Here is a 20,191-nt window from a genome sequence, read left to right as displayed (position 1 = left end):
ACGTCTCCTACCAGCCCTCCTCAGCCCGCCCGACCTTGGGACGCCATGCACATTCGCGATCTTCCGTATCCCGACCCCGGCCGACCCGACGTACGGTCAGGTCCGCGGTTTCTCTTCTGGCTGGGCAGGAATCAGTTGGGCGGGCAGGTCAAGGCGGCCCTCTGGGGTCTGGTGCACATGGCTGCGCTGGTGTCCTTCCCCATCGCCATCGGCTTCGGTGTGCAGGCGGTCGTGGACCGCTCCGGCTCCCGGCTGGCGATGGCCGGAGCGCTGATGGTGGGGCTCACCGTGCTCACCGCGCTGGGGGACGCCATGCTGCACCGCGCGGCGGTCACCAACTGGATCACGGCGGCGGCACGGGTGCAGCAGCTGCTGGCCCGCAAGGCGGTGGAGCTGGGGTCCGCCCTCACCCGGAAGGTGGCGGCCGGTGAGGTCGTCGCCGTCTCCACGGGCGATGTCGAGAAGATCGGCTGGTTTGTGGAGGCCCTGTCCCGCTTCACGGCGGCCGCGATCACCACCGTCGCGGTCTGTGTGGCCCTGGTTCTCTACCAGCCGGCGCTGGGAGTGGTGGTGGCGGTCGGGGTGCCCGCGCTGGCGCTGGCCGTGCTGCCGATGCTGCCCCGCGCGGCACGCAGGGCCGATGAACAGCGGGAGAAGGCGGGCCGGGCGACCGAGCTGGCCTCGGACACCGTGGCCGGGCTGCGGGTGCTGCGGGGCATCGGCGGGGAGGAGCTGTTCCTGGGCCGCTACCGGCGTGCCTCGCAGGAGGTGCGGGTCGCGGCGGTGCGCAGCGCGCGAATGTGGGCGCTGATCGCGGCCGTGCAGGTCGCGCTGCCGGGGCTGCTGCTGATCGGTGTCGTCTGGTACGGGGCGTCGCTGGCCCGCGACGGACGGATCGAAGTGGGCGAGCTGGTCACCGTCTACAGCGCGGTGACCTTTCTGCTCTTCCCGCTGCGGCACTTCGAGGAGATCGCCATGGCGTACTCCTTCTCCCGGCCCTCCGCGCGGCGCGCGGCCCGGGTGCTGGCGCTGCGGCGCTCCTCTCCGGGCAGTGAGGGCGCGGCCGCCGTGGACGGCGGTGAGCGCGGGGAGGGGCAGGAGGCCACCGCGCCGCTCGGCGGGGATCTGTACGACCCGGCGAGCGGGATGCTGGCGCCCAGCGGGCTGCTGACCGCGGTGGTGTGCGGCGACCCGGACGCTGCGGGGCGGCTGGCCGACCGGCTCGGCGGACATCCCACGCACGACGGGGACCACGACGGGGCACCGTCGGCGCTGCTGGGCGGGGTCGCCCTGGACGAGGTGCCGCTGACCACGGCGCGCGCGGCGGTGCTGGTGCAGGACAAGGACCCGGTGCTGCTGTCGGGGGCGCTCGCCGAGCTGCTGGATGTGCCGAGGTCCGGCGAGGTCTCGGCGGGGAAGGCGCTCGAGGCGGCCCAGTGCGGCGATGTGCTGGACGCGCTGGCGCAGGCGTCGGCGGCCGAGGCGGATGACGCCGGCCCCATGCGCACCCGGATCACCGAGCGTGGCCGCTCGCTGTCGGGTGGCCAGCGGCAGCGGCTGGCACTGGCCCGCTCGCTGGTGACCGATCCGGAGGTGCTGGTGCTGGACGAGCCGACCTCCGCGGTGGACTCGCACACCGAGGCGCGGATCGCCGACGGGGTGCGGCGGCTGCGGGCGGGCCGGACGACCATCGTGCTCACCTCCAGCCCGCTGCTGCTGGACCGGGCCGACCGGGTGGTGTTCGTGCCCGACGGCGAGGCGGCGGGGGTGGGCACCCATCGTGAGCTGCTGGGCACCGATCCCGCGTATCGCGCGGTCGTCACCCGCGAGACGGAGGACGAGGCCGCCGTGCGGCAGACCGGGCGGGGCACCGGGCCGGCCGGACACGGCCTGAAGGACATCGGGCGGATCGAGGAACAGATCGAGGAGTCGGCATGATCGGCGTGGCACCGCCCGGCTATGACCCGGCCGCACCGGAGTCGGCGACAACCCTGCCGGTCGGCACACCCACCACCGTGCGGGCCTATGTGCGTGAGCTGCTGCGGCGGCATCGGGCCGCGTTCACCGTGCTGATGGTCGTGAACGCGACCGCGGTAATCGCCTCCATGGTCGGCCCCCAGCTGTTGGGGGGCCTGGTCGAGGACCTCTCCCAGGGCGAGGAGGACCTCCACATCGGCCGCATCGTGGCGCTGTTCACGGTGGCGCTGGTGGTGCAGACCGTGTTCGTCCGGATGGTGCGGCTGCGCGGGGCGGTGCTGGGCGAGCAGATGCTGGCGGACCTGCGGGAGGACTTTCTCGTACGGTCGGTGGGTCTGCCCCCGGGGGTGCTGGAGCGGGCCGGCACCGGGGATCTGCTGTCCCGGATCACCACCGATATCGACCGGCTGGCGAACGCGATGCGCGAGGCCGTGCCGCAGCTGGCCATCGGCGTGGTCTGGACCGGGCTGCTGCTCGGCGCGCTGACCCTGACCGCTCCCCCACTGGGGCTCGCGGTGCTGGTGGCGCTTCCGGTGCTAATGGTCGGCTGTCGGTGGTACTACCGCCGCGCGCCGCGCGCCTACCGCTCGGAGGCGGCCGGCTATGCGGCGGTGTCCGCGTCCCTCACCGAGAGCGTGGACGCCGGGCGGACCATCGAGGCCCACCGGCTGGGCGACCGGCGGATCGCCCAGTCCGAGCTGCGTATCAAGCAGTGGACGGCGTGGGAGCGCTACACGCTCTGGCTGCGCTCGGTGCTCTTCCCGGTGATCAATGTGAGCTACACGCTGATCACCGGTTCGGTGCTGATGATCGGCGGCGTGTGCGTGATGCGGGGCTGGATGTCGATCGGCGATCTGACCACCGGGGCGCTGCTGTCGCAGATGCTGGTCGAGCCGATCGGGCTGATCCTGCGCTGGTACGACGAGCTGCAGGTCGCGCAGGTGTCGCTGGCCCGGCTGGTGGGGGTGCGGGAGATCGAGGAGGGCCCCGCCGACGAGGGGGTGGTCCCCGGCGGCCGGGAGGTGCGGGCCGACGAGGTGCGGTTCGGGTACCACGAGGGCAGCGATGTGCTGCACGAGGTGTCCATGAAGGTGCCCCCGGGGACGCGGCTGGCGCTGGTGGGCCCCTCCGGGGCGGGTAAGTCCACCCTGGGGCGGCTGCTGGCCGGGATCTATTCCCCGCGCACCGGCCGGGTGACGCTGGGCGGGGCGGAGCTGGCACGGATGCCCGCCGAGCGGGTCCGTGAGCATGTGGCCCTGGTCAACCAGGAGCACCATGTCTTCGTGGGCTCGCTGCGCGACAATCTGCTGCTGGCCCGCGCCGTCGCCAAGGACGCCGAGCTGTGGGCGGCGCTGGGCGCGGTGGACGCCGACGGCTGGGCCCGCGCGCTGGACGAGGGCCTGGACACCGAGGTCGGATCGGGCGGTCTCGCGCTCACCCCCGCACAGGCGCAGCAGATCGCGCTGGCCCGGCTGGTGCTCGCCGATCCGCACACGCTGGTGCTGGACGAGGCCACCTCGCTGCTGGACCCGCGGGCGGCGCGCCATCTGGAGCGGTCGCTGGGCCGGGTGCTGGAGGGCAGGACCGTGGTGGCGATCGCCCACCGGCTGCACACCGCGCATGACGCGGATGTGATCGCCGTGGTCGAGAGCGGCCGGATCACCGAGCTGGGCAGCCATGACGAACTCGTCGCGGCGGACGGGGCCTACGCCGCGCTGTGGCGCTCCTGGCATCAGTGATGCGGGTGGCCACGCCCCGGCGCGGCCACCGCGCTCCCGTCCGGGGTTCAGATGATGCCGAGGGCGGCGAGCCCACCCATGCCGCCGAGCAGCATGAAGACCGGCATCAGCACCTTCAACTCGACCCAGCTGCCGGCCCGGAAACGCATGCCCTTGGGCGGTCCGAGCGCGTACCAGCGCTTGCGGCCGATCGGGATGGGCCACAGGATCGGGCAGCCGGAGACGGTGAGCGCGTCCCCGATGTCGTGGACCAGGGCACCGAGCACGATCGGCAGGCCGAGCCAGAGGTACTCCTGGCCCGGTGCGCTGAACAGCCAGTCCGAGCCGTTGCCCGGCTGGTGCAGTACATCGGCGAGGATCCAGGCGCTGGCCGCGCCGAGCAGCCATACCAGGACATCGCTGGAGACCCGGGCCGCGCGCCACAGCAGCCCCTCGACGGCCAGCACCATATGCACGAAGAGGATGCCCAGCACCGCCCAGCGCCCGCCGACCATGGCGAGCGCCGAGGCTCCGGCGCCGATCAGCACCGCCCATACCCAGGTGTGGGTGAGGGTGCGGTGGCCGCCCGAGCGGCGCGGGTCGCCCTGCTTCCTGGTCGCCTTGTAGACGGAGTACGAGAGCTTGTCGATCACCTCGCACAGTCCCTTTGAGATGGGCCCGAAGGCGCGCGATATGGTCGCCGCCTTGTGGTCGAGGTCGGGGGCGAGCGCCGCTCCCGCGCAGATCAGCGCGCCGGCGACCAGCACCGGCCAGGGCATCGAGTGGCCGGCCGCCGCGGCCGCCGCCCCCACCCCCAACCAGGCCGCCGCTCCGGACAGCGAATGCGCCGGTCCCATCATGGTCGTACCCCGCCCCTGTTCTTTCCCGCTTCCGAGCGGGAGTTGACTGCTTCGGCCCGGCACAGCCTAGCGGCGGGCGATCTTCGTCCGCACAGCCGGTTCCCGTCCCGGCGGGGAAACCAGGCAGTATAGGTGCGTGACTCTTATCGATCAGCTGCCGAGCGACGCCGACCCCGACGCGCTTTTCGAGGCGTTCTCCACCTGGGTCGAGGAGCGGGGCATCTCGCTGTACCCCGCCCAGGAGGAAGCGCTGATCGAGGTGGTGTCCGGGGCGAATGTCATCCTGTCCACCCCCACCGGATCGGGCAAGAGCCTGGTGGCGGCGGGCGCCCACTTCGCCGCGCTCGCCCGGGACCAGGTCACCTTCTACACCGCGCCGATCAAGGCCCTGGTATCGGAGAAGTTCTTCGAGCTGTGCAAGCTCTTCGGCACCGAGAACGTCGGGATGCTGACCGGGGACGCGTCGGTCAACGCGGACGCGCCGGTCATCTGCTGTACGGCCGAGGTGCTGGCGTCCATCGCCCTGCGGGACGGCAAGGACGCCGATATCGGCCAGGTGGTGATGGACGAGTTCCACTTCTATGCGGAGCCGGACCGGGGCTGGGCGTGGCAGATCCCTCTGCTGGAGCTGCCGCAGGCACAGTTCATCCTGATGTCCGCGACGCTCGGCGATATGAGCCGGTTCGAGGGGGATCTGACCCGGCGCACCGGGCGGCCCACCGCGGTCGTGCGGTCCGCGACCCGGCCGGTGCCGCTGAGCTACGAATACCGGACGACGCCGCTGACCGAAACGCTGACCGAGCTGCTGGAGACCCAGCAGGCGCCGGTCTACATCGTGCACTTCACACAGGCGGCGGCGGTCGAGCGGGCCCAGGCGCTGATGAGCATCAACATGTGCTCGCGCGCCGAGAAGGACGAGATCGCCTCGCTGATCGGCAATTTCCGGTTCACCACCAAGTTCGGCCGGAATCTGTCCCGTTACGTCCGGCACGGGATCGGCGTGCACCATGCGGGGATGCTGCCCAAGTACCGGCGGCTGGTGGAGAAGCTGGCGCAGGCCGGGCTGCTCAAGGTCATCTGCGGTACGGACACCCTCGGCGTCGGCGTCAATGTGCCCATCCGCACCGTCCTGTTCACCGCGCTGACCAAGTACGACGGTCAGCGGGTGCGGACGCTGCGGGCCCGGGAGTTCCACCAGATCGCGGGCCGGGCCGGCCGGGCCGGCTTCGACACCGCGGGCTTTGTGGTGGCTCAGGCGCCCGAGCATGTCGTCGAGAACGAGAAGGCGCTCGCGAAGGCCGGGGACGATCCGAAGAAGCGCCGCAAGGTGGTCCGCAAGAAGGCGCCGGAGGGCTTCGTCAACTGGGGCCAGAACACCTTCGAGAAGCTCATCGCCTCCGAACCCGAGCCGCTCACCTCCCGGTTCCGGGTCACCCACGCGATGCTGCTGTCGGTCATCGCCCGGCCCGGCAACGCCTTCGAGGGGATGCGCCGCCTGCTGGAGGACAACCATGAGCCGCGCAAGAACCAGCTGCGGCACATCCGCCGGGCGATCGCGATCTACCGGTCGCTGCTGGACGGCGGGGTGGTCGAGCGGGTGGAGCCACAGGGCGCCGACGGTGCGGACGGGGGCGCCCCGATCGTCCGGCTGACGGTGGATCTGCAGCAGGACTTCGCGCTCAACCAGCCGCTGTCCACCTTCGCGCTGGCCGCGTTCGAGCTGCTGGACCCCGAATCGCCCTCCTACGCCCTGGACATGGTCTCGGTCGTCGAGTCGACGCTGGACGATCCCCGGCAGATCCTGGCGGCGCAGCAGAACAAGGCGCGCGGTGAGGCGGTCGCCGCGATGAAGGCGGACGGCGTCGAGTACGAGGAGCGCATGGAGCGGCTCCAGGACATCTCCTACCCCAAGCCGCTGGAGGAGCTGCTCTTCCACGCGTACGGGCTCTACCGCAAGAGCCATCCCTGGGTCGGTGACCATCCGCTGTCGCCCAAGTCGGTGATCCGCGACATGTACGAGCGGGCGATGACCTTCACCGAGTTCACCTCGTTCTACGACCTGGCGCGGACCGAGGGCATTGTGCTGCGCTACCTGGCCAGCTCCTACAAGGCCCTGGACCACACTGTGCCGGACGACCTGAAGTCCGACGACTTCCAGGACATCGTCGCCTGGCTCGGCGAGATGGTGCGGCAGGTCGACTCCAGTCTCCTCGACGAGTGGGAGCAGCTGGCCAACCCGGAGGACGAGTCGGCGGAGGAGGCCCAGGAGCGCGCCGACCAGGTCAGGCCGGTCACCGCGAACGCCCGCGCCTTCCGCGTGCTGGTGCGCAACGCGATGTTCCGCCGGGTGGAGTTGGCCGCTTTGGACAAGGTCACCGAGCTCGGGGAGATGGACGCGGACTCCGGCTGGGACGAGGACGCCTGGGCGGAGGCGATGGACGGGTACTGGGAGGAGTACGAGGAGCTCGGCACCGGGCCGCAGGCCCGCGGGCCGAAGCTGCTGCTGATCGAGGAGGACCCCGAGCACGGCCTGTGGCGGGTGCGGCAGACCTTCGACGACCCGAACGGCGACCACGACTGGGGCATCTCGGCGGAGGTCGATCTCACCGCCTCCGACGAGGAGGGCCGGGCGGTGGTCCGGGTCACCGACGTGGGCCAACTGTAGCCTCCTGGACGCGGTCCACGCCGAGGACCGGCCCGGCCCCCTCATTGAAGGAGCACCACCGATGACCAATCCTGCCGAGCGCCTGGTTGATCTGCTCGATCTGGAACGGATCGAGCAGGACATCTTCCGCGGCCTCAGCCCCGATGAGTCGCTGCAGCGGGTGTTCGGCGGGCAAGTGGCGGGCCAGGCGCTGGTGGCCGCCGGGCGGACCACCGACGGGCTGCGTCCGGTGCATTCGCTGCACGCGTACTTCCTGCGGCCGGGGCGGCCGGGCGTGCCCATCGTGTACCAGGTGGAGCGGATCCGGGACGGGCGCTCCTTCACCACCCGCCGGGTCGTCGCCATCCAGCAGGGTCGCACGATCTTCAATCTGACGGCCTCCTTTCATTCTCCTGAGCCGGGTATCGAGCAGCAGCTGCCGATGCCCGAGGTGCCCGGGCCGGAAGGTCTGCCGACCCTCGCCGACGAGGTCCGCTCTCATCTGGGAGCGCTCCCCGAGGCGTTCGCCCGCATGGAGCGCCGGCAGCCCTTCGACGTCCGCTATGTGGAGCGGCTGCGCTGGACGGACGAGGAGCTCAAGGGCGTGGAGCCGCGCAGCGCCGTGTGGATGCGCGCGGTGGGGCCGCTCGGGGACGACCCGCTGGTGCACACCTGCGCGCTCACCTATGCGAGCGACATGATGCTGCTGGACGCGGTGCGGATGCCGGTCGAGCCGCTGTGGGGCCCACGGGGCTTCGATATGGCCTCGCTGGATCACGCCATGTGGTTCCACCGGCCGTTCCGCACGGATGAGTGGTTTCTCTACGACCAGGAGTCGCCCGTGGCCACGGGCGGCCGGGGACTGGCACGCGGCCGGATCTACGACCGTGCGGGCCGACTGCTGGTCTCGGTGGTGCAAGAGGGGTTGTTCCGCCCGCTGCGGCCCGCCGAAGGAGCCGCCGGAGGAGCCGCAGACGGCGGCTGAGCTCCCCTGGGGGTGTGTACCGCGTCATGGCTCATCGCCTGCCGACCAGCTTCTGCCACAGGCTCCGCGGGCGGCCCGGAGCCCGGGTGCGGTCCTCGATCGGTCGCTCCGCCCCGGCGTCCGGGCGCGGCGCCGGCCGGGCCCGGCGGGCGTCGCCCAGTGAGCAGGCGAGGGCGGCCCGATAGCGCCGGATCTCCCGTGCGTCGTCGGCCGTGACCACCGCGTCGATGACATCCCGGACCGCACCGGCCTCGGGGCGCATCCGGACGAGCGCGGGGCGGAGCTGCCGCAGATGTGCCCGCTCGTACGGATCGGCCACGGCCGAGGCCAGTTCGACGGAGCCCAGGACCGAGGCCAGGACCGCGGCCCGCTCCCAGGGGTCCTCGGTCTGGTCGAGCAACTGGCCGATCCTGCGGCCGCGCCATTTCGCGGCCCGCCAGTCCTCCCCGGCGGCCAACGCGGCGCTCAGCCCCGGCGGGGTGCGGCCGCTCAGCAACTCCGGCTGCCTGATGGCGAACTCGGTCAGATCCGACGCCAGATAGAGCCATACTACGGCCCGATAGCGATTGACATAAAACCGGACGGGGGCGAAGAAACCCCCGCGCGCGAGACGGGCGAGCCGTCCCTGGCTGATGCCGAGCAGCTCCGCGCCCTCCGCCGTGCCGACCACGCGCAGGCGGACGATGAGCGCCTCCGGGAAGCCCTCGGCGGCGGTCACCCGCCTCAACTCCTCGCACGCCACCCGCCGGCCCAGGCCGGTGGTGACGGTGCGCACCTCTCCCAGCTGCACGGCCAGCTCGAACTCCCGCGATTTGAGCCCCAGCTCCCGGGCCGCCGCGCCGAACGCGACGCTCTCGCCCGCTCCGCCCGGCTGCGCCGGCCCGCCAGGGTCTCCCGGCCCGCTCGCCTGCCCCGGTACGCTCGGCTCCCCGAGCCACTCCAGGCTCCACGGCCCCTGGCTCTCCCGCAGCTCCTGATCCATCCGCACTGCCATGGCGACGTCCTCCCCCCCGCACTGCCTCAATCACTGACAGTGACGACGATAGCCGCGAAGCAAGACGGTCGGTCAGCCCTGTGGATAACTTCCGCGCGACATCAGCCGGGCGTGCCGGTCTCCTGCCTGGCCTCGACTCCCAGGTGCTCCCCCACCCGGTTGACCAGCAGCGCCATCTCGTAGGCGACCTGCCCCACATCGGAGTCCGGCCCGGTGAGCACACACAGACAGCTGCCGTCCCCGGCCGCAGTGACGAAGAGGACGCCCTCGTCGAATTCGACCATCGTCTGCCGCACCCGGCCCGTCCGGAAGTGGTGCCCGGACCCCTTGGCGAGGCTGTGCAGTCCCGAGGCCACCGCGGCCAGATGCTCGGCGTCCTGGCGCACCAGTGTGGAACTCGCCCCCGTCACCAGCCCGTCGTTGGACAGCACCAGCGCATGCCGTATCTCCGCGATCCGCTCGGTCAGGTCGTCCAGTAACCAGTCGAGCCCCTTGTTCACTGCCATATCCGATTCCTCCCCGATTCCCCTTCAGCTGCGTGCCAGCCTTTCTCACTGCCGCCGTCTGGGCAACCCGCCCCGCCCGGCACCCACGGTTGTGCGCTGATTGACGCAGGATGGGGACATGGCACAGAACATGACCAAGGATCAGTGGCAGAAGTTCCTCATGGAGGGCACCCGCACCGCGAAGCTGTCGACCGTGCGGGCCGACGGAAGCGCCCACATCGCCCCCGTGTGGTTCCTGCTGGACGGTGACGACCTTCTCTTCAACACAGGTCAGGAGACGGTCAAGGGACGCAACTTGGCCCGGGACGGCCGGGTCGCCATCTGCGTGGACGACGACAGGCCGCCGTTCGCCTTCGTCACGCTGCGGGGCCAGGCCGAACTCATCGACGATCTGGAGCAGGTCCGCGACTGGGCGACCCGGATCGCCGCCCGTTACATGGGCGAGGACCGGGCGAAGGAGTTCGGCGACCGCAACGGCGTGCCGGGCGAGCTGCTGGTCAGGGTGCGCATCGACAAGGTACTCGCGCTCGCCGGAGTCACCGACTAGCGAGATTCGACCGAAATCCATTCCTTCATGACGCACCCCCGCCCATCCGACGTTTACGGGCGCATGAGGATCTTTACCGCACCGTCCTCCTTGTGCTGGAACATCTCATAGGCGCGGGGTGCCTCCTCCAGCGGCATGCGATGGGTGGCGAACCCGTCGACGCCCAGCGGGTCGTCGTCCGTCAGCAGCGGGAAGATGTCGTCGGCCCAGCGCCGCACGTTCGCCTGGCCCATCCGCAGCTGGATCTGCTTGTCGAACATGGTCATCAGCGGCAGCGGATCGGCCATGCCTCCGTACACCCCGCTGAGGGAGATCGTTCCACCGCGCCGTACCAGCGCGATGGCCAGCCGCAGCGCCGCCAGCCGGTCGACCCCGGCCTTCTCCGTGAGCTTGGCGGCCCAGTCCCGCGGAAGGAAGCCCGTGACCCGCTGGGCGGTCCGGCCGAGCGGACTGCCGTGGGCCTCCGCTCCCACCGCGTCGATGACCGCGTCCGGTCCGCGGCCGCCGGTGGTCGAGAGGATGGCCTCGACCAGGTCCTCCTGTCGGGAGAAGTCATTGAGGTCATGGACCTCGACGCCGTCGGCGCGCGCTCGGCGCAGCCGTTCGGGGACGAGGTCCACTCCGATGACCCGGTCGGCCATGCCCCGCACCTTCGCCACCCGGCAGGCCATGATTCCGATGGGGCCCAGTCCCAGGACCGCGAGCGTGCCGCCGCGCGGGATCTCGGCGTACTCGACGGCCTGCCATGCCGTGGGCAGCACGTCGGACAGATAGACGTAGCGGTCGTCCTGGACTCCTTCGGGCACCTTGATCGGGCCGTACTGGGCCTGCGGCACCCGCAGATACTCCGCCTGGCCGCCGGCCACCGCGCCGTAGAGCTTGGTGAAGCCGAAGAGCTCCGCCCCCATGCCGTGCTCGGCGACCTGGGTGGTCTCGCACTGCGTCGGCAGACCGGAGCGGCACATCCAGCAGTGTCCGCAGGCGATCTGGAACGGGACCACCACGCGGTCGCCGGGGCTGATGTGTGTCACCTTTGGACCGGTCTCCTCCACGATGCCCATCGGCTCGTGGCCGAGGATGTCGCCGGGGGTCATGAAGGGCGTGAGCACCTCGTACAGATGCAGGTCGGAGCCGCACAGCCCGGTGGTGGTGATCCGGACGACCGCGTCCGTCGGCTCCTTGATGATGGGGTCCGGCACCGTCTCGACCCGCACATCATGTCGGCCCTGCCAGGTCACCGCTCGCATCGCCGCATCCCTTCGCCGTGGTCGTCGGCATGGTCTCCCGGGGGCCCTTCCGGGTACCCCGGCGAATCCGGCCGAAGCGCCGGCGGGACCACGGCCCGCGCCGCCGGTCCACCAGGTCCACGAGCCTGGATGTCTCCGCGGCGACCACGGACGGCTCGGCGCCCGCGGTGCTCAGAACGGCCAGACACGCGCCGTCCGCCAGCGCCGCGACGAAGAGGAGCCCCGCCGCCATCTCGATCATCGTCCGCGAGTGCGGGCCGCCGCGCCCCCGGCGCCCCGCGCTCGCGGCGACGCGATGGAATCCGGAGGCGACAGCCGCCAGGTGCTCGGCCTCCTGGCGGGAGAGCCCACGGGACGCGCTGACGGTCGCCCCGTCCCGGGAGAGCACCACGGCATGGCGTACGCCTCCGGCCCCGGCCACCAGATCGCCGAGGATCCGGTCGAGATCGGCCATGGAGCGTGCGGCGGCGCTGCGGGGCTTGGTCATGGGCGGTCTCCCTCGGTCGGGATGCGCCGCGCCGGGCGGCGCTCCAGGTGTCCCCTGGGCCAGGGACGCTAGACCCGGCGGGGGCGCACATTGGGGGCGCATTACGGAACCTGTTGAAATTTGACAGAGTCAGATGCCAGAGCGATCGGTCAGCGTCCGAATCTGCACTCGATGCGGGCGTAGGCTGCTTGTTCACCGCATCGCTTCACCGTTCGTATCCAAGGTGTCCCGAGGAGTTCCCCGTGCCACATGAGCCCTCCCACGGAAACAGCGCGGCCGACGTGAGGGACTTCTTCGGCCCCCGGGCGGCCGGCTGGGACAGCCGCTTCCCGGACGACGGCCCCGCCTACGCCGCCGCCGTCGCCGACCTCGGGCCGCGCCCCGGGGACGCGGTCCTCGACGCGGGGTGCGGGACGGGGCGCGCGCTGCCGGCGCTGCGCGCCGCGGTCGGCCCCGAGGGGACCGTCCTCGGCGTGGACCTCACGCCCGACATGCTGGACGCCGCCGTACGCGAGGGCCGGGACGGCTTCGCGGGCCTCGCCCTCGCCGATGTGGCGCGGCTGCCCCTGCTCGACGGCTGCCTCGACGCGGTGTTCGCCGCCGGACTGATCTCCCATCTCGCCGAGCCCGGGCCGGGCTTGCGCGAACTGGCCCGGGTAGTGCGCCCCGGCGGGCGGCTCGCGCTGTTCCATCCGGTGGGACGGGCCGCTCTCGCCGCCCGCCACGGCCGCCCCCTCACCCCCGACGACCTGCGGGCGGAGCCCCAACTGCGGCCGTTGCTGGCGGGCGTCGGCTGGCGCCTGGAGTCGTACGCCGACGAGGACACGCGCTTTCTGGCGCTCGCCGTCCGCGAAATCGACTAGACGGGGCGAAACGGCCGGCCGGATCGGGCCGGTCAGCCGGAGCGGTCAGCCGGATCGTTCCGGTCAGGGCTGACCCGCGACCGCCGCCGCGAAGCCGGGGGCGTTGTCGAACATCACGTTGTGCCCCGCTCCGGGCACGGTGCGGACCGTCACTCCGGCCGCGGTCAGCTCCTCGCGCCCGGTGAGCTCCTCGCCGTGCCCGCCGACGAGATACATGCGGGGGATCTCCAAGCCGAGGAGCATCTCGCGCATGGTCGGCCGGGTGCCGCGGATCAGCGCGCACGCGCTGCGGTGCAGGGCGGTCGGGTCGGCGAGCCGCATCGTCGCCCGCCACACCGGCCCGACCCGCTCCAGGGTCTCCTCGAATCCGCCGCCGCGCACGAACCCGTCCTCCGTGTACGTGGCGATCCGGCTGCTGCCCGCCGTCAGCGGCGGATCCGGATCCAGATTGGCCTCGGTGAGTACCAGACGGCACACCAGCTCCGGGCGGCGCACCGCCAGCACGATGGCTACCGATCCGCCCATGCTGTGCCCGATGATCTCGGCGCCCCGCACCCCGGCCGCGTCGAGGGCCGCGGCCAGCGCGTCGGCGTGGTCCTCCAACGTGTAGCCGAAATCGGCGGGGCGGTCACTGATCCCGTGGCCGGGCAGGTCCACGAAGAGCGACCGACGGCCCGCGAGGGCCGGGACGGCGGCTATATGGGCGTGATAGACGGCCGATGTCGCGCCGAGCCCATGGACGTACACCCGCGGCGGGCCGCCGTCCCCGGCCCCGGCCGTGCCGGTCCATCCGATGTGGGCCCCCTCCGGGCCGAATGAAGCGTGCTGCATGGCCTGACTCCCGCCTTACGGATCGCGTCGGACACCCGACCATACATCGGCAATACATCGGAGTCGATGTATTACGTCTGCGAGGTACAGCGGCCATGCGGCACAATGCGGCCATGCTCGAACTCGCCATCCTGGGCTTCCTCCACGACGCTCCCCTGCACGGTTACGAGTTGCGCAAGCGCATCGCCGCACTGACCGGACACGTGAAACCCGTGGCCGAGAGCACCCTCTATCCGGCGATCAAGCGGCTGGAGAAGGCCGGACTGCTCGCCCGCCGGACCCAGCCCGGCGCGGGGGCGGCACCCCGGCACGTCCTCACGCTGACCGCCGAGGGGCATGCGGAGCTGCGCCGCCGCCTCGCGCATCCGGCGGACATCGACATCACCGACGAGAACCGCTGGTTCACCCTGCTGGCGTTCCTGCGGCATCTCGACGACCCGTCGGCACAGGCGGAGCTGCTGGAGCGCCGGATGGCCTTTCTGCGGCAGCCGTCGAGCTTTTTCTACGAGGACGACCGGCCGCTGCGGGCCGAAGAGGTGGAGGACCCCTTCCGGCGTGGCATCCTCACCATCGCCCGGGCCACCAGCCAGGCCGAACTGTCCTGGCTGCGGCGCACGCTCGACACGCTCCGGGCGGCGACCGACGGCTGAGGACCGACCGCGACCCGATGTCTCGACTCCATGGCTACTGGGTGGTTAAGGTGCGCGACGACGGATCGCCCTTCGGATCCGCATGCGCAAGAGGAGGCTGTCGTGCCCGCCACGGAGGAGTCAGGCGACGAGGCACTGTATGTGCTGACCGCGGTGCTGCTGACACCCGCTCAATTCCCGAGCGTGCTCGGTGACGACTATCCCGAGGCATGTGCCGTGCTCGGGCTGGAGCCGTACGAGACCGGCTACGGACTGGTGCTGGGGCAGGACGGCGGCGGCGCCCGCTGGACGGTGGTCACCGATGATGTGTCACTCGTGGCGTGCGCCATCGCGACCTGGGACTGCGGTATGGAGTACGCCCTGGCCATCGACGACCGGACGGTGGTCGCCTCCCTTCCCGGCTGGCCGCTCGCGGTGGCCGTGGCCGCCCCGGGCATACCGGCTCCCCATGACCCCGCCCCCGGTGCCGAGCTGGGGGCGGACGCCTCCCGGGCACCGCTGACGCCGCCGGACTCCGAGCGGTGGGGCCCGGCCCAGCGGCGCCTCGGTGCCGATGAGATCGCGCTCCAGTGGGCGATCTGGCGTGAGCAGGTCGACAGCGACGTGACGTTCGTGGCCCCGGGCGAGAAGCCGCACGGGGGCGTGCGGCGGGTACTCGAGGAGGCGCGCGGCTATCTGGCCTCGCCCCCGCCGGCGGGCCGGATCCGTTCGGCGTTCGCCTCCGGTGACGCGCGGACGCTCCGGGCCGACGGCCCGGGCTGGAGCATGGTGGCCCGGACCGACGACATCGCCTTCGTGCTGCTGGACGACGCTCCGGGCGAGGTGCTGCCGGTCGGCCGTGGCCCCGAGCTGCCGGAGCTGCTGACGGCCCTGGACAAGCTGGCCATGCGACCCCACTGAGACACTGCTCCCCCAGCCGGCCGGGCCCCGGACGGGGTCGCGGGCGGTCCGCGATCGGTACTGCACGGTCACTCCCGGCTGCGCGCCGCCCGTGGCCCCGAGCCCGGCCGGCCGCCTTCCGCGGCCGCGCTCGGCGGCCCGGCTGCTTCAGCGACCCAGCTGCTTACGGGAGACCCTGTGCAGCCTGCGGCGCTGGGAGGAGTCGAGCAGCAGATAGGCCGCCGCCGGCACTCCCACGATCACCAGCAGCGCCGCCCAGAAGGGCAACACCCAGAGCAGGATCACACCTGCCACCACACCACCGGTGGCGACCTTCGCGCGTGTGGACATTTCACCCGCCTCCTTCACGGCCCATAGCCGCACTCACTCCACACAACGGACACCGACGGCACCCGGTTCCTCCTCGCGTCGTCATCCTGTACCCTCGGGCGGCCCGGGCTCCACTAGTCAAATTTGAGGAACGCTCAGCGCTGTGACCCCACCCTCCGCGGCAACACCCTCCGACGTCGCCGAACTCTCCCGCTGCACCGCGGTCTTCCTGCCCGGTGATCCGGCACGCACCGGCCGGATCGCCTTCTGGCGGCCGGACGGCTCGCCCCCTTCCGGTCCCGCCACCGGCTCCGCCGAGGAGCTGACGGTCGCCGTCCCGATGAACGGCGCCGACGACGGCTCCACCGGCCCCGCCCCCACCGGCCTCGACGTCCGGACACGAACCGTACGGGCGCTCGTACTGCCCCTGGGCGAGGCGCTGCCGGTGCTCACCCGGGCCCGGGCGCGGGCCGCACAGGCCGGTCCGGGGCAGTGCGACCCCGCCACGGCCTTCTGGGGCACCGCCGCCGTACTCGCCCTCCAACTCGCGGCCCGCGGAAAGCTGCTGCCCGGGCTCACCGCCACCGACCACGACGCCTGGCGCGTCGGCCCGCTCACCCCCGACGACCTGACACGGGTGCGGGAACTGGCCGCCGCCATGCCGCCCAGCGCGCACGCGACACCGCTGCCCGCCTCCGGCCCGGTGCTGCTCCCCGAGCCCGAGCGGCATCTGCGCGCATTCCTGGACGCGGTGGCGGACGGCCTGCCGCGCTCGCCCGCGGCGGCACTGGCCGCGGGCGGCCCCGCCTTCGCCGCCACCGCGCCACGACGGCTGCCCGAACAGCGTGCCTGGGCCGCCGATGTGGCCGCCGGGCATGACGCGGGGGTGCGGCTCTCGGTCCGTATCGAGCTGCTGCACGGCGGCGGTGGGAACGGTAAGGCGGACAGGCCGCACTTCCGTGCCGTCCTCCAGCTGCACAGCCTCACCGACCCGGCGCTGGTCGCGGACGCCGCCGACGTCTGGGCGGGCACCTCGCCCGTCATCCCGGCCCTCGGTCCGCGCGCCCGTATGGACGCGCTGCTGACCCTGCGGCGCGCGGCCCGCGCCTGGGCGCCGCTCGCCCCGCTGCTGTCGGCCGCCGTACCCGACGCCCTGGACCTCGCCGACGAGGAGGTCGCCGAACTGCTCGGCCCGGCGGCCGGGGCGCTGGACGCCGCCGGGGTCCAGGTGCACTGGCCCAGGGAGCTGGCCCGCGGGCTCACCGCACGTGCCGTCATCGGCCCGGACGGCGAAGACGAGGCTCAGGACGATGCCGGGCTCCGGTTCCCCGCCTTCCTCTCCGCCGACGCGCTGCTGCGCTTCAGCTGGCGGTTCGCCGTGGGCGACCAGGAGCTCACCCGCGCCGAGCTGGACCAGCTCGCCGAGGCCAGCCGGTCGGTGGTGCGGTTGCGCGACCAATGGGTCCTCCTCGACCCCGAGGCGGCGCGCCGGATCCGCGACCGGCAGGACCGCAAGCTCACCCCCGCCGACGCCCTCGGTGCCGTCCTTACCGGCCGCGCGGAGGCCGACGGCACCGAGGTGGAGGTGCGGCCCACCGGCTGGCTGGAGGCCCTGCGGGACCACCTCGCCGACCCCGAGGGGGCCGCCGGCGCACAGCTGCCGCCCGTGTCCCAGCCGGCCGCTCTGGCCGCCACGCTGCGCGACTATCAGCTGCGCGGCCTGGACTGGCTGGTCCGTATGACCTCGATCGGCCTCGGCGGCTGTCTCGCCGACGACATGGGGCTCGGCAAGACCATCACCCTGATCGCCCTCCATCTGCACCGCCGATCCATCCCCGAAGCTTCCGGGCCCACTCTGGTGGTCTGCCCCACCTCGCTGATGGGCAATTGGCGGCGCGAGATCGAGAGGTTCGCGCCGGGCACCCCGGTGCGCCGTTTCCACGGCCCCGCGCGCAGCCTGGACGGCCTCGCGGACGGCGAGTTCGTCCTCACCACCTACGGCACGATGCGGCTCGACGCACAGCGGCTGGCCGAGGCCGGGCCGTGGGGCATGGTGGTCGCGGACGAGGCACAGCATGTGAAGAACCCGTTCTCGGCGACGGCGCGGCAGCTGCGCACCATCGGCGCGCAGGCCCGCGTGGCGCTCTCCGGAACCCCCATCGAGAACAACCTCTCCGAGCTGTGGGCGATCCTCGACTGGACCACGCCGGGAGTGCTGGGCACCCACGGTGCGTTCCGCAGGCGCTACGCCCAGGCCGTGGAGAGCGGAAGCGACCCCGAGGCCGCCGCGCGGCTGGCGAAACTGGTCCGTCCCTTTCTGCTCCGGCGCCGCAAGTCCGACCCCGGTATCGCCCCCGAGCTGCCGCCGAAGACCGAGACGGACCGGGCCGTCGCGCTCACCAAGGAGCAGGCCGGGCTCTACGAGGCGGTGGTGCGCGAGGTCCTCGCCGAGATCTCCGGCACTGGCGGTCTCGTCCGGCGCGGGCTCATCGTCAAGCTCCTCACCGGTCTGAAGCAGATCTGCAATCACCCGGCGCAGTATCTGAAGGAGGACCGGCCCGTGATCCCCGGGCGCTCCGGCAAGCTGGAGCTGCTCGACGAGTTGCTGGACACCATCCTGGCCGAGGGCGCGAGTGTCCTGGTCTTCACCCAGTACGTCCAGATGGCACGCATCCTCGAGCGCCATCTGGCCGCACGCGGGGTGCCGGCCCAGCTGCTGCACGGCGGTACGCCGGTGGCGCGGCGCGAGGAGATGGTGCGGAGCTTCCAGGACGGCGAGGTCCCGGTGTTCCTGCTGTCGCTGAAGGCGGCGGGCACGGGGCTCAACCTCACCCGGGCCGGGCATGTCGTGCACTACGACCGCTGGTGGAACCCGGCCGTCGAGGCCCAGGCCACCGACCGCGCGTACCGCATCGGCCAGACCCAGCCGGTGCAGGTCCACCGCATCATCGCGGAGGGGACCGTGGAGGACCGCATCGCCGCGATGCTGACGCGCAAGCAGGAGCTGGCGGACGCCGTGCTCGGCTCCGGCGAGGGCGCGCTGACCGAACTGACCGACGCCGAGCTGGCAGAGCTCGTGGAGCTGCGGGGGACCGAACGATGAGCCGTACCGAGGTCGAGCGCACCTTCGCCGCCCTGCCGCCCGTCCGTGGCCGCGGCTTCGCCGGCACCTGGTGGGGCCAGGCGTGGCTGAAAGCCCTGGAGGACACGGCGCTGGACGGAGAGCAGCTGAGGCGCGGCCGCAAGCAGGCGCGCGAAGGCGCGGTGGGCGCGGTGAGCGTACGTCCGGGCCGGGTCACCGGCGTGGTGCGGGACCGCGACCGCACGCCTTACCGATCCGACGTGCTGCTGCGGGAGTTCACCGAGGCGGAATGGGACCGGCTGCTGGAGGTGGTCGCGGACCGCTCCGGCCATATCGCCGCCCTGCTGGACCGCGACATGCCCCCGCAGCTGGCCGAGGACGCGGCGGCCGTGGGCGTCGAACTGCTGCCGGGGATAGGCGATCTGGAGCCGGAGTGCGGCTGCGAGGCGTGGGATCACTGCCTGCACACAGCCGCGCTCTGCTACCAGCTGGCCCGGCTGCTGGACGAGGATCCGTATCTGCTGCTCCTGATGCGCGGACGCGGGGAGCGGGAGCTGCTGGACGAGCTCCAGGTGCGCAGCGCGGCACGGGCCGCCCCGCACCTCCCGCGGGCGGCGGAGGACGCCTCTGCCCCGGCTCCGGAGGGCGTACCGGCCCGGGAGGCGTTCGCCGCGCCCGGTCCGCCGCCGCTGCCCGCACCGCCGCCCGCCGTCGCGGCGCCCGGCCGTCCCCCGGCGCTGGCGGGCGGCACGGACCCGGCCGAGGGGCTGGACGTCGTCGCGCTGGAGTTCCTGGCGGCGGACGCCGCCGTACGCGCCCAGCGGCTGCTGGCCGAGGCGCTCTCGCCCGGCTATGCCTCCTCCCCGGTCCCGGCCGCGCTGACGGTGTGGCAGGACACGGTACGGCTGACCGCCGCCGGTCCCCCGGCGCCGATCGCCGCCCGGCTCGCGGCCGGCTGCGGGCGCGACCGCACCGATCTGGCGCGGGCCGTCCGTGCCTGGGAGCACGGCGGGGCCGCCGCACTCACCGTTCTGGAGGAGGAGTGGACGCCGGACGCGGCAGCCCTCGCGCGTGCCCGCGTCCAGCTCGCCGCCGCCTGGGAGGAGGACGAGCGGGCGCCCGAACTGCGCGCCGCGGGGAACCGCTGGACCGTGGTGGGCGCCGATCTCCAGGTCCGCTACGGACGCGACGGCCGCTGGTGGCCGTACCGCAAGGACCGCGGCCGCTGGTGGCCGGCGGGCCCGGCCGGGCACGACCCGGCGGCGGCGCTGGCGATGCCCGGCGCCGACGGCTGACGCGGCGCACGGCCGGTGGCGGCTCCCCTCCGCAACCGTCCGCGGGCCGGGAAGGGCCGCCCAACGTCGGCCGCGCCGCCCATAAGGGAGGAGCACGCCAGTGAAGGGCCCCGGGGCCGTCGACCCAGCGCGGGCGCGGCCTCGGGGTTGCCCCCCTGCAGGCCGCCGTCCCGCGGCCGGTGAGGGCGGCCGCGGGACGGGAGGAAGGTCCAGCCGGGCCGAAGGCGGCGGGGCGGCAACCTTTGGGTGGGCGGTGGAGACCGTAAGGACGTCAATCCCTCGGCACGTCTCCACGG

General features: G+C 72.6%; 17 protein-coding genes. 10 read left to right on the top strand and 7 right to left on the bottom strand.

Annotated features, from left to right (window positions below; genetic code table 11):
- Positions 1-45: 45 nt before the first annotated feature.
- Positions 46-1,938, top strand: a complete 1,893-nt coding sequence (locus ACFYOY_RS30805) for an ABC transporter transmembrane domain-containing protein (RefSeq protein ID WP_388590768.1) — start codon at positions 46-48, stop codon at positions 1,936-1,938.
- Complete coding sequence (locus ACFYOY_RS30800; RefSeq protein ID WP_351892977.1) at positions 1,935-3,716, top strand: ABC transporter ATP-binding protein; 1,782 nt, start codon at positions 1,935-1,937, stop codon at positions 3,714-3,716. The genes ACFYOY_RS30805 and ACFYOY_RS30800 overlap by 4 nt, the downstream gene beginning before the upstream one ends.
- A 47-nt stretch (positions 3,717-3,763) precedes the next feature.
- Here ACFYOY_RS30800 and ACFYOY_RS30795 read toward each other — a convergent pair whose 3' ends face one another.
- Positions 3,764-4,555 carry a metal-dependent hydrolase gene (locus ACFYOY_RS30795; RefSeq protein ID WP_351892982.1) on the bottom strand — a complete coding sequence of 264 codons (792 nt, stop codon included), beginning with the start codon at positions 4,553-4,555 and terminating at the stop codon, positions 3,764-3,766.
- Positions 4,556-4,691: 136 nt separating this feature from the next.
- Between ACFYOY_RS30795 and ACFYOY_RS30790 the strand changes: the two genes are divergently transcribed.
- Both ACFYOY_RS30790 and ACFYOY_RS30785 read left to right on the top strand, forming a co-directional pair.
- Complete coding sequence (locus tag ACFYOY_RS30790) at positions 4,692-7,220, top strand: DUF3516 domain-containing protein (RefSeq protein WP_351892988.1); 2,529 nt, start codon at positions 4,692-4,694, stop codon at positions 7,218-7,220.
- 61 nt (positions 7,221-7,281) lie between these two features.
- Complete coding sequence (locus tag ACFYOY_RS30785) at positions 7,282-8,184, top strand: acyl-CoA thioesterase II (protein ID WP_351892994.1); 903 nt, start codon at positions 7,282-7,284, stop codon at positions 8,182-8,184.
- A gap of 31 nt (positions 8,185-8,215) precedes the next feature.
- On the opposite strand, the gene ACFYOY_RS30780 is transcribed toward ACFYOY_RS30785, so the two are convergent.
- Positions 8,216-9,178, bottom strand: a complete 963-nt coding sequence (locus ACFYOY_RS30780; protein ID WP_351893000.1) for a DUF6397 family protein — start codon at positions 9,176-9,178, stop codon at positions 8,216-8,218.
- Positions 9,179-9,279: 101 nt separating this feature from the next.
- Positions 9,280-9,684, bottom strand: coding sequence for a roadblock/LC7 domain-containing protein (locus tag ACFYOY_RS30775; RefSeq protein ID WP_014057270.1), 405 nt, complete (start codon positions 9,682-9,684; stop codon positions 9,280-9,282).
- Positions 9,685-9,802: 118 nt separating this feature from the next.
- On the opposite strand from ACFYOY_RS30775, the gene ACFYOY_RS30770 reads away from it, so the two are divergent.
- Complete coding sequence (locus ACFYOY_RS30770; protein WP_351893009.1) at positions 9,803-10,231, top strand: PPOX class F420-dependent oxidoreductase; 429 nt, start codon at positions 9,803-9,805, stop codon at positions 10,229-10,231.
- A gap of 53 nt (positions 10,232-10,284) precedes the next feature.
- Here the strand turns inward: ACFYOY_RS30770 and ACFYOY_RS30765 are convergent, their stop codons facing one another.
- Together ACFYOY_RS30765 and ACFYOY_RS30760 are read right to left on the bottom strand one after the other, a co-directional pair.
- Positions 10,285-11,478, bottom strand: a complete 1,194-nt coding sequence (locus ACFYOY_RS30765) for a zinc-dependent alcohol dehydrogenase (RefSeq protein WP_351893015.1) — start codon at positions 11,476-11,478, stop codon at positions 10,285-10,287.
- Positions 11,447-11,965: a roadblock/LC7 domain-containing protein gene (locus ACFYOY_RS30760; RefSeq protein WP_388590764.1), complete on the bottom strand. Its 519-nt coding sequence runs from the start codon at positions 11,963-11,965 to the stop codon at positions 11,447-11,449. Before ACFYOY_RS30760 ends, ACFYOY_RS30765 begins: the two co-directional genes overlap by 32 nt.
- A gap of 242 nt (positions 11,966-12,207) precedes the next feature.
- Here ACFYOY_RS30760 and ACFYOY_RS30755 point away from each other — a divergent pair, with 242 nt between their 5' ends.
- Positions 12,208-12,828: a class I SAM-dependent methyltransferase gene (locus ACFYOY_RS30755; RefSeq protein WP_388590762.1), complete on the top strand. Its 621-nt coding sequence runs from the start codon at positions 12,208-12,210 to the stop codon at positions 12,826-12,828.
- A gap of 63 nt (positions 12,829-12,891) precedes the next feature.
- On the opposite strand, the gene ACFYOY_RS30750 is transcribed toward ACFYOY_RS30755, so the two are convergent.
- A complete protein-coding gene (locus ACFYOY_RS30750; protein ID WP_388590760.1) occupies positions 12,892-13,659 on the bottom strand; it encodes an alpha/beta fold hydrolase in 768 nt (255 codons plus the stop codon).
- Positions 13,660-13,772: 113 nt separating this feature from the next.
- Here ACFYOY_RS30750 and ACFYOY_RS30745 point away from each other — a divergent pair, with 113 nt between their 5' ends.
- Positions 13,773-14,309 carry a PadR family transcriptional regulator gene (locus tag ACFYOY_RS30745; protein WP_351893506.1) on the top strand — a complete coding sequence of 179 codons (537 nt, stop codon included), beginning with the start codon at positions 13,773-13,775 and terminating at the stop codon, positions 14,307-14,309.
- 102 nt (positions 14,310-14,411) lie between these two features.
- The gene (locus tag ACFYOY_RS30740) at positions 14,412-15,209 is read left to right on the top strand and encodes a hypothetical protein (protein ID WP_161558791.1); all 798 of its coding nucleotides are present in this window, start codon (positions 14,412-14,414) and stop codon (positions 15,207-15,209) included.
- 147 nt (positions 15,210-15,356) lie between these two features.
- Here ACFYOY_RS30740 and ACFYOY_RS30735 read toward each other — a convergent pair whose 3' ends face one another.
- Positions 15,357-15,539 carry a hypothetical protein gene (locus ACFYOY_RS30735; RefSeq protein ID WP_014057263.1) on the bottom strand — a complete coding sequence of 61 codons (183 nt, stop codon included), beginning with the start codon at positions 15,537-15,539 and terminating at the stop codon, positions 15,357-15,359.
- Between the two features lie 142 nt (positions 15,540-15,681).
- Between ACFYOY_RS30735 and ACFYOY_RS30730 the strand changes: the two genes are divergently transcribed.
- The gene (locus ACFYOY_RS30730) at positions 15,682-18,621 is read left to right on the top strand and encodes a DEAD/DEAH box helicase (RefSeq protein ID WP_351893048.1); all 2,940 of its coding nucleotides are present in this window, start codon (positions 15,682-15,684) and stop codon (positions 18,619-18,621) included.
- Positions 18,618-19,895, top strand: a complete 1,278-nt coding sequence (locus ACFYOY_RS30725; protein ID WP_388590757.1) for an SWF or SNF family helicase — start codon at positions 18,618-18,620, stop codon at positions 19,893-19,895. The genes ACFYOY_RS30730 and ACFYOY_RS30725 overlap by 4 nt, the downstream gene beginning before the upstream one ends.
- The last annotated feature ends 296 nt before the right edge of the window (positions 19,896-20,191 follow it).

Origin of the sequence: Streptomyces sp. NPDC007875, from assembly GCF_042868035.1 — a bacterium.
GTDB lineage: Bacteria > Actinomycetota > Actinomycetes > Streptomycetales > Streptomycetaceae > Streptomyces > Streptomyces antimycoticus.
The sequence above is the reverse complement of the archived record's forward strand: the minus strand, read 5'-3'. Positions and strand labels throughout refer to the sequence as shown.

Bases quoted from the DNA above. Each gene is read 5' to 3' on its own strand.
- ACFYOY_RS30775 (WP_014057270.1), bottom strand. From the start codon at position 9,684: ATGGCAGTGAACAAGGGGCTCGACTGGTTACTGGACGACCTGACCGAG.
- ACFYOY_RS30760 (WP_388590764.1), bottom strand. From the start codon at position 11,965: ATGACCAAGCCCCGCAGCGCCGCCGCACGCTCCATGGCCGATCTCGAC.
- ACFYOY_RS30750 (WP_388590760.1), bottom strand. From the start codon at position 13,659: ATGCAGCACGCTTCATTCGGCCCGGAGGGGGCCCACATCGGATGGACC.
- ACFYOY_RS30795 (WP_351892982.1), bottom strand. From the start codon at position 4,555: ATGATGGGACCGGCGCATTCGCTGTCCGGAGCGGCGGCCTGGTTGGGG.
- ACFYOY_RS30735 (WP_014057263.1), bottom strand. From the start codon at position 15,539: ATGTCCACACGCGCGAAGGTCGCCACCGGTGGTGTGGTGGCAGGTGTG.
- ACFYOY_RS30800 (WP_351892977.1), top strand. From the start codon at position 1,935: ATGATCGGCGTGGCACCGCCCGGCTATGACCCGGCCGCACCGGAGTCG.
- ACFYOY_RS30780 (WP_351893000.1), bottom strand. From the start codon at position 9,178: ATGGCAGTGCGGATGGATCAGGAGCTGCGGGAGAGCCAGGGGCCGTGG.
- ACFYOY_RS30765 (WP_351893015.1), bottom strand. From the start codon at position 11,478: ATGCGAGCGGTGACCTGGCAGGGCCGACATGATGTGCGGGTCGAGACG.
- ACFYOY_RS30805 (WP_388590768.1), top strand. From the start codon at position 46: ATGCACATTCGCGATCTTCCGTATCCCGACCCCGGCCGACCCGACGTA.
- ACFYOY_RS30785 (WP_351892994.1), top strand. From the start codon at position 7,282: ATGACCAATCCTGCCGAGCGCCTGGTTGATCTGCTCGATCTGGAACGG.
- ACFYOY_RS30770 (WP_351893009.1), top strand. From the start codon at position 9,803: ATGGCACAGAACATGACCAAGGATCAGTGGCAGAAGTTCCTCATGGAG.
- ACFYOY_RS30725 (WP_388590757.1), top strand. From the start codon at position 18,618: ATGAGCCGTACCGAGGTCGAGCGCACCTTCGCCGCCCTGCCGCCCGTC.
- ACFYOY_RS30745 (WP_351893506.1), top strand. From the start codon at position 13,773: ATGCTCGAACTCGCCATCCTGGGCTTCCTCCACGACGCTCCCCTGCAC.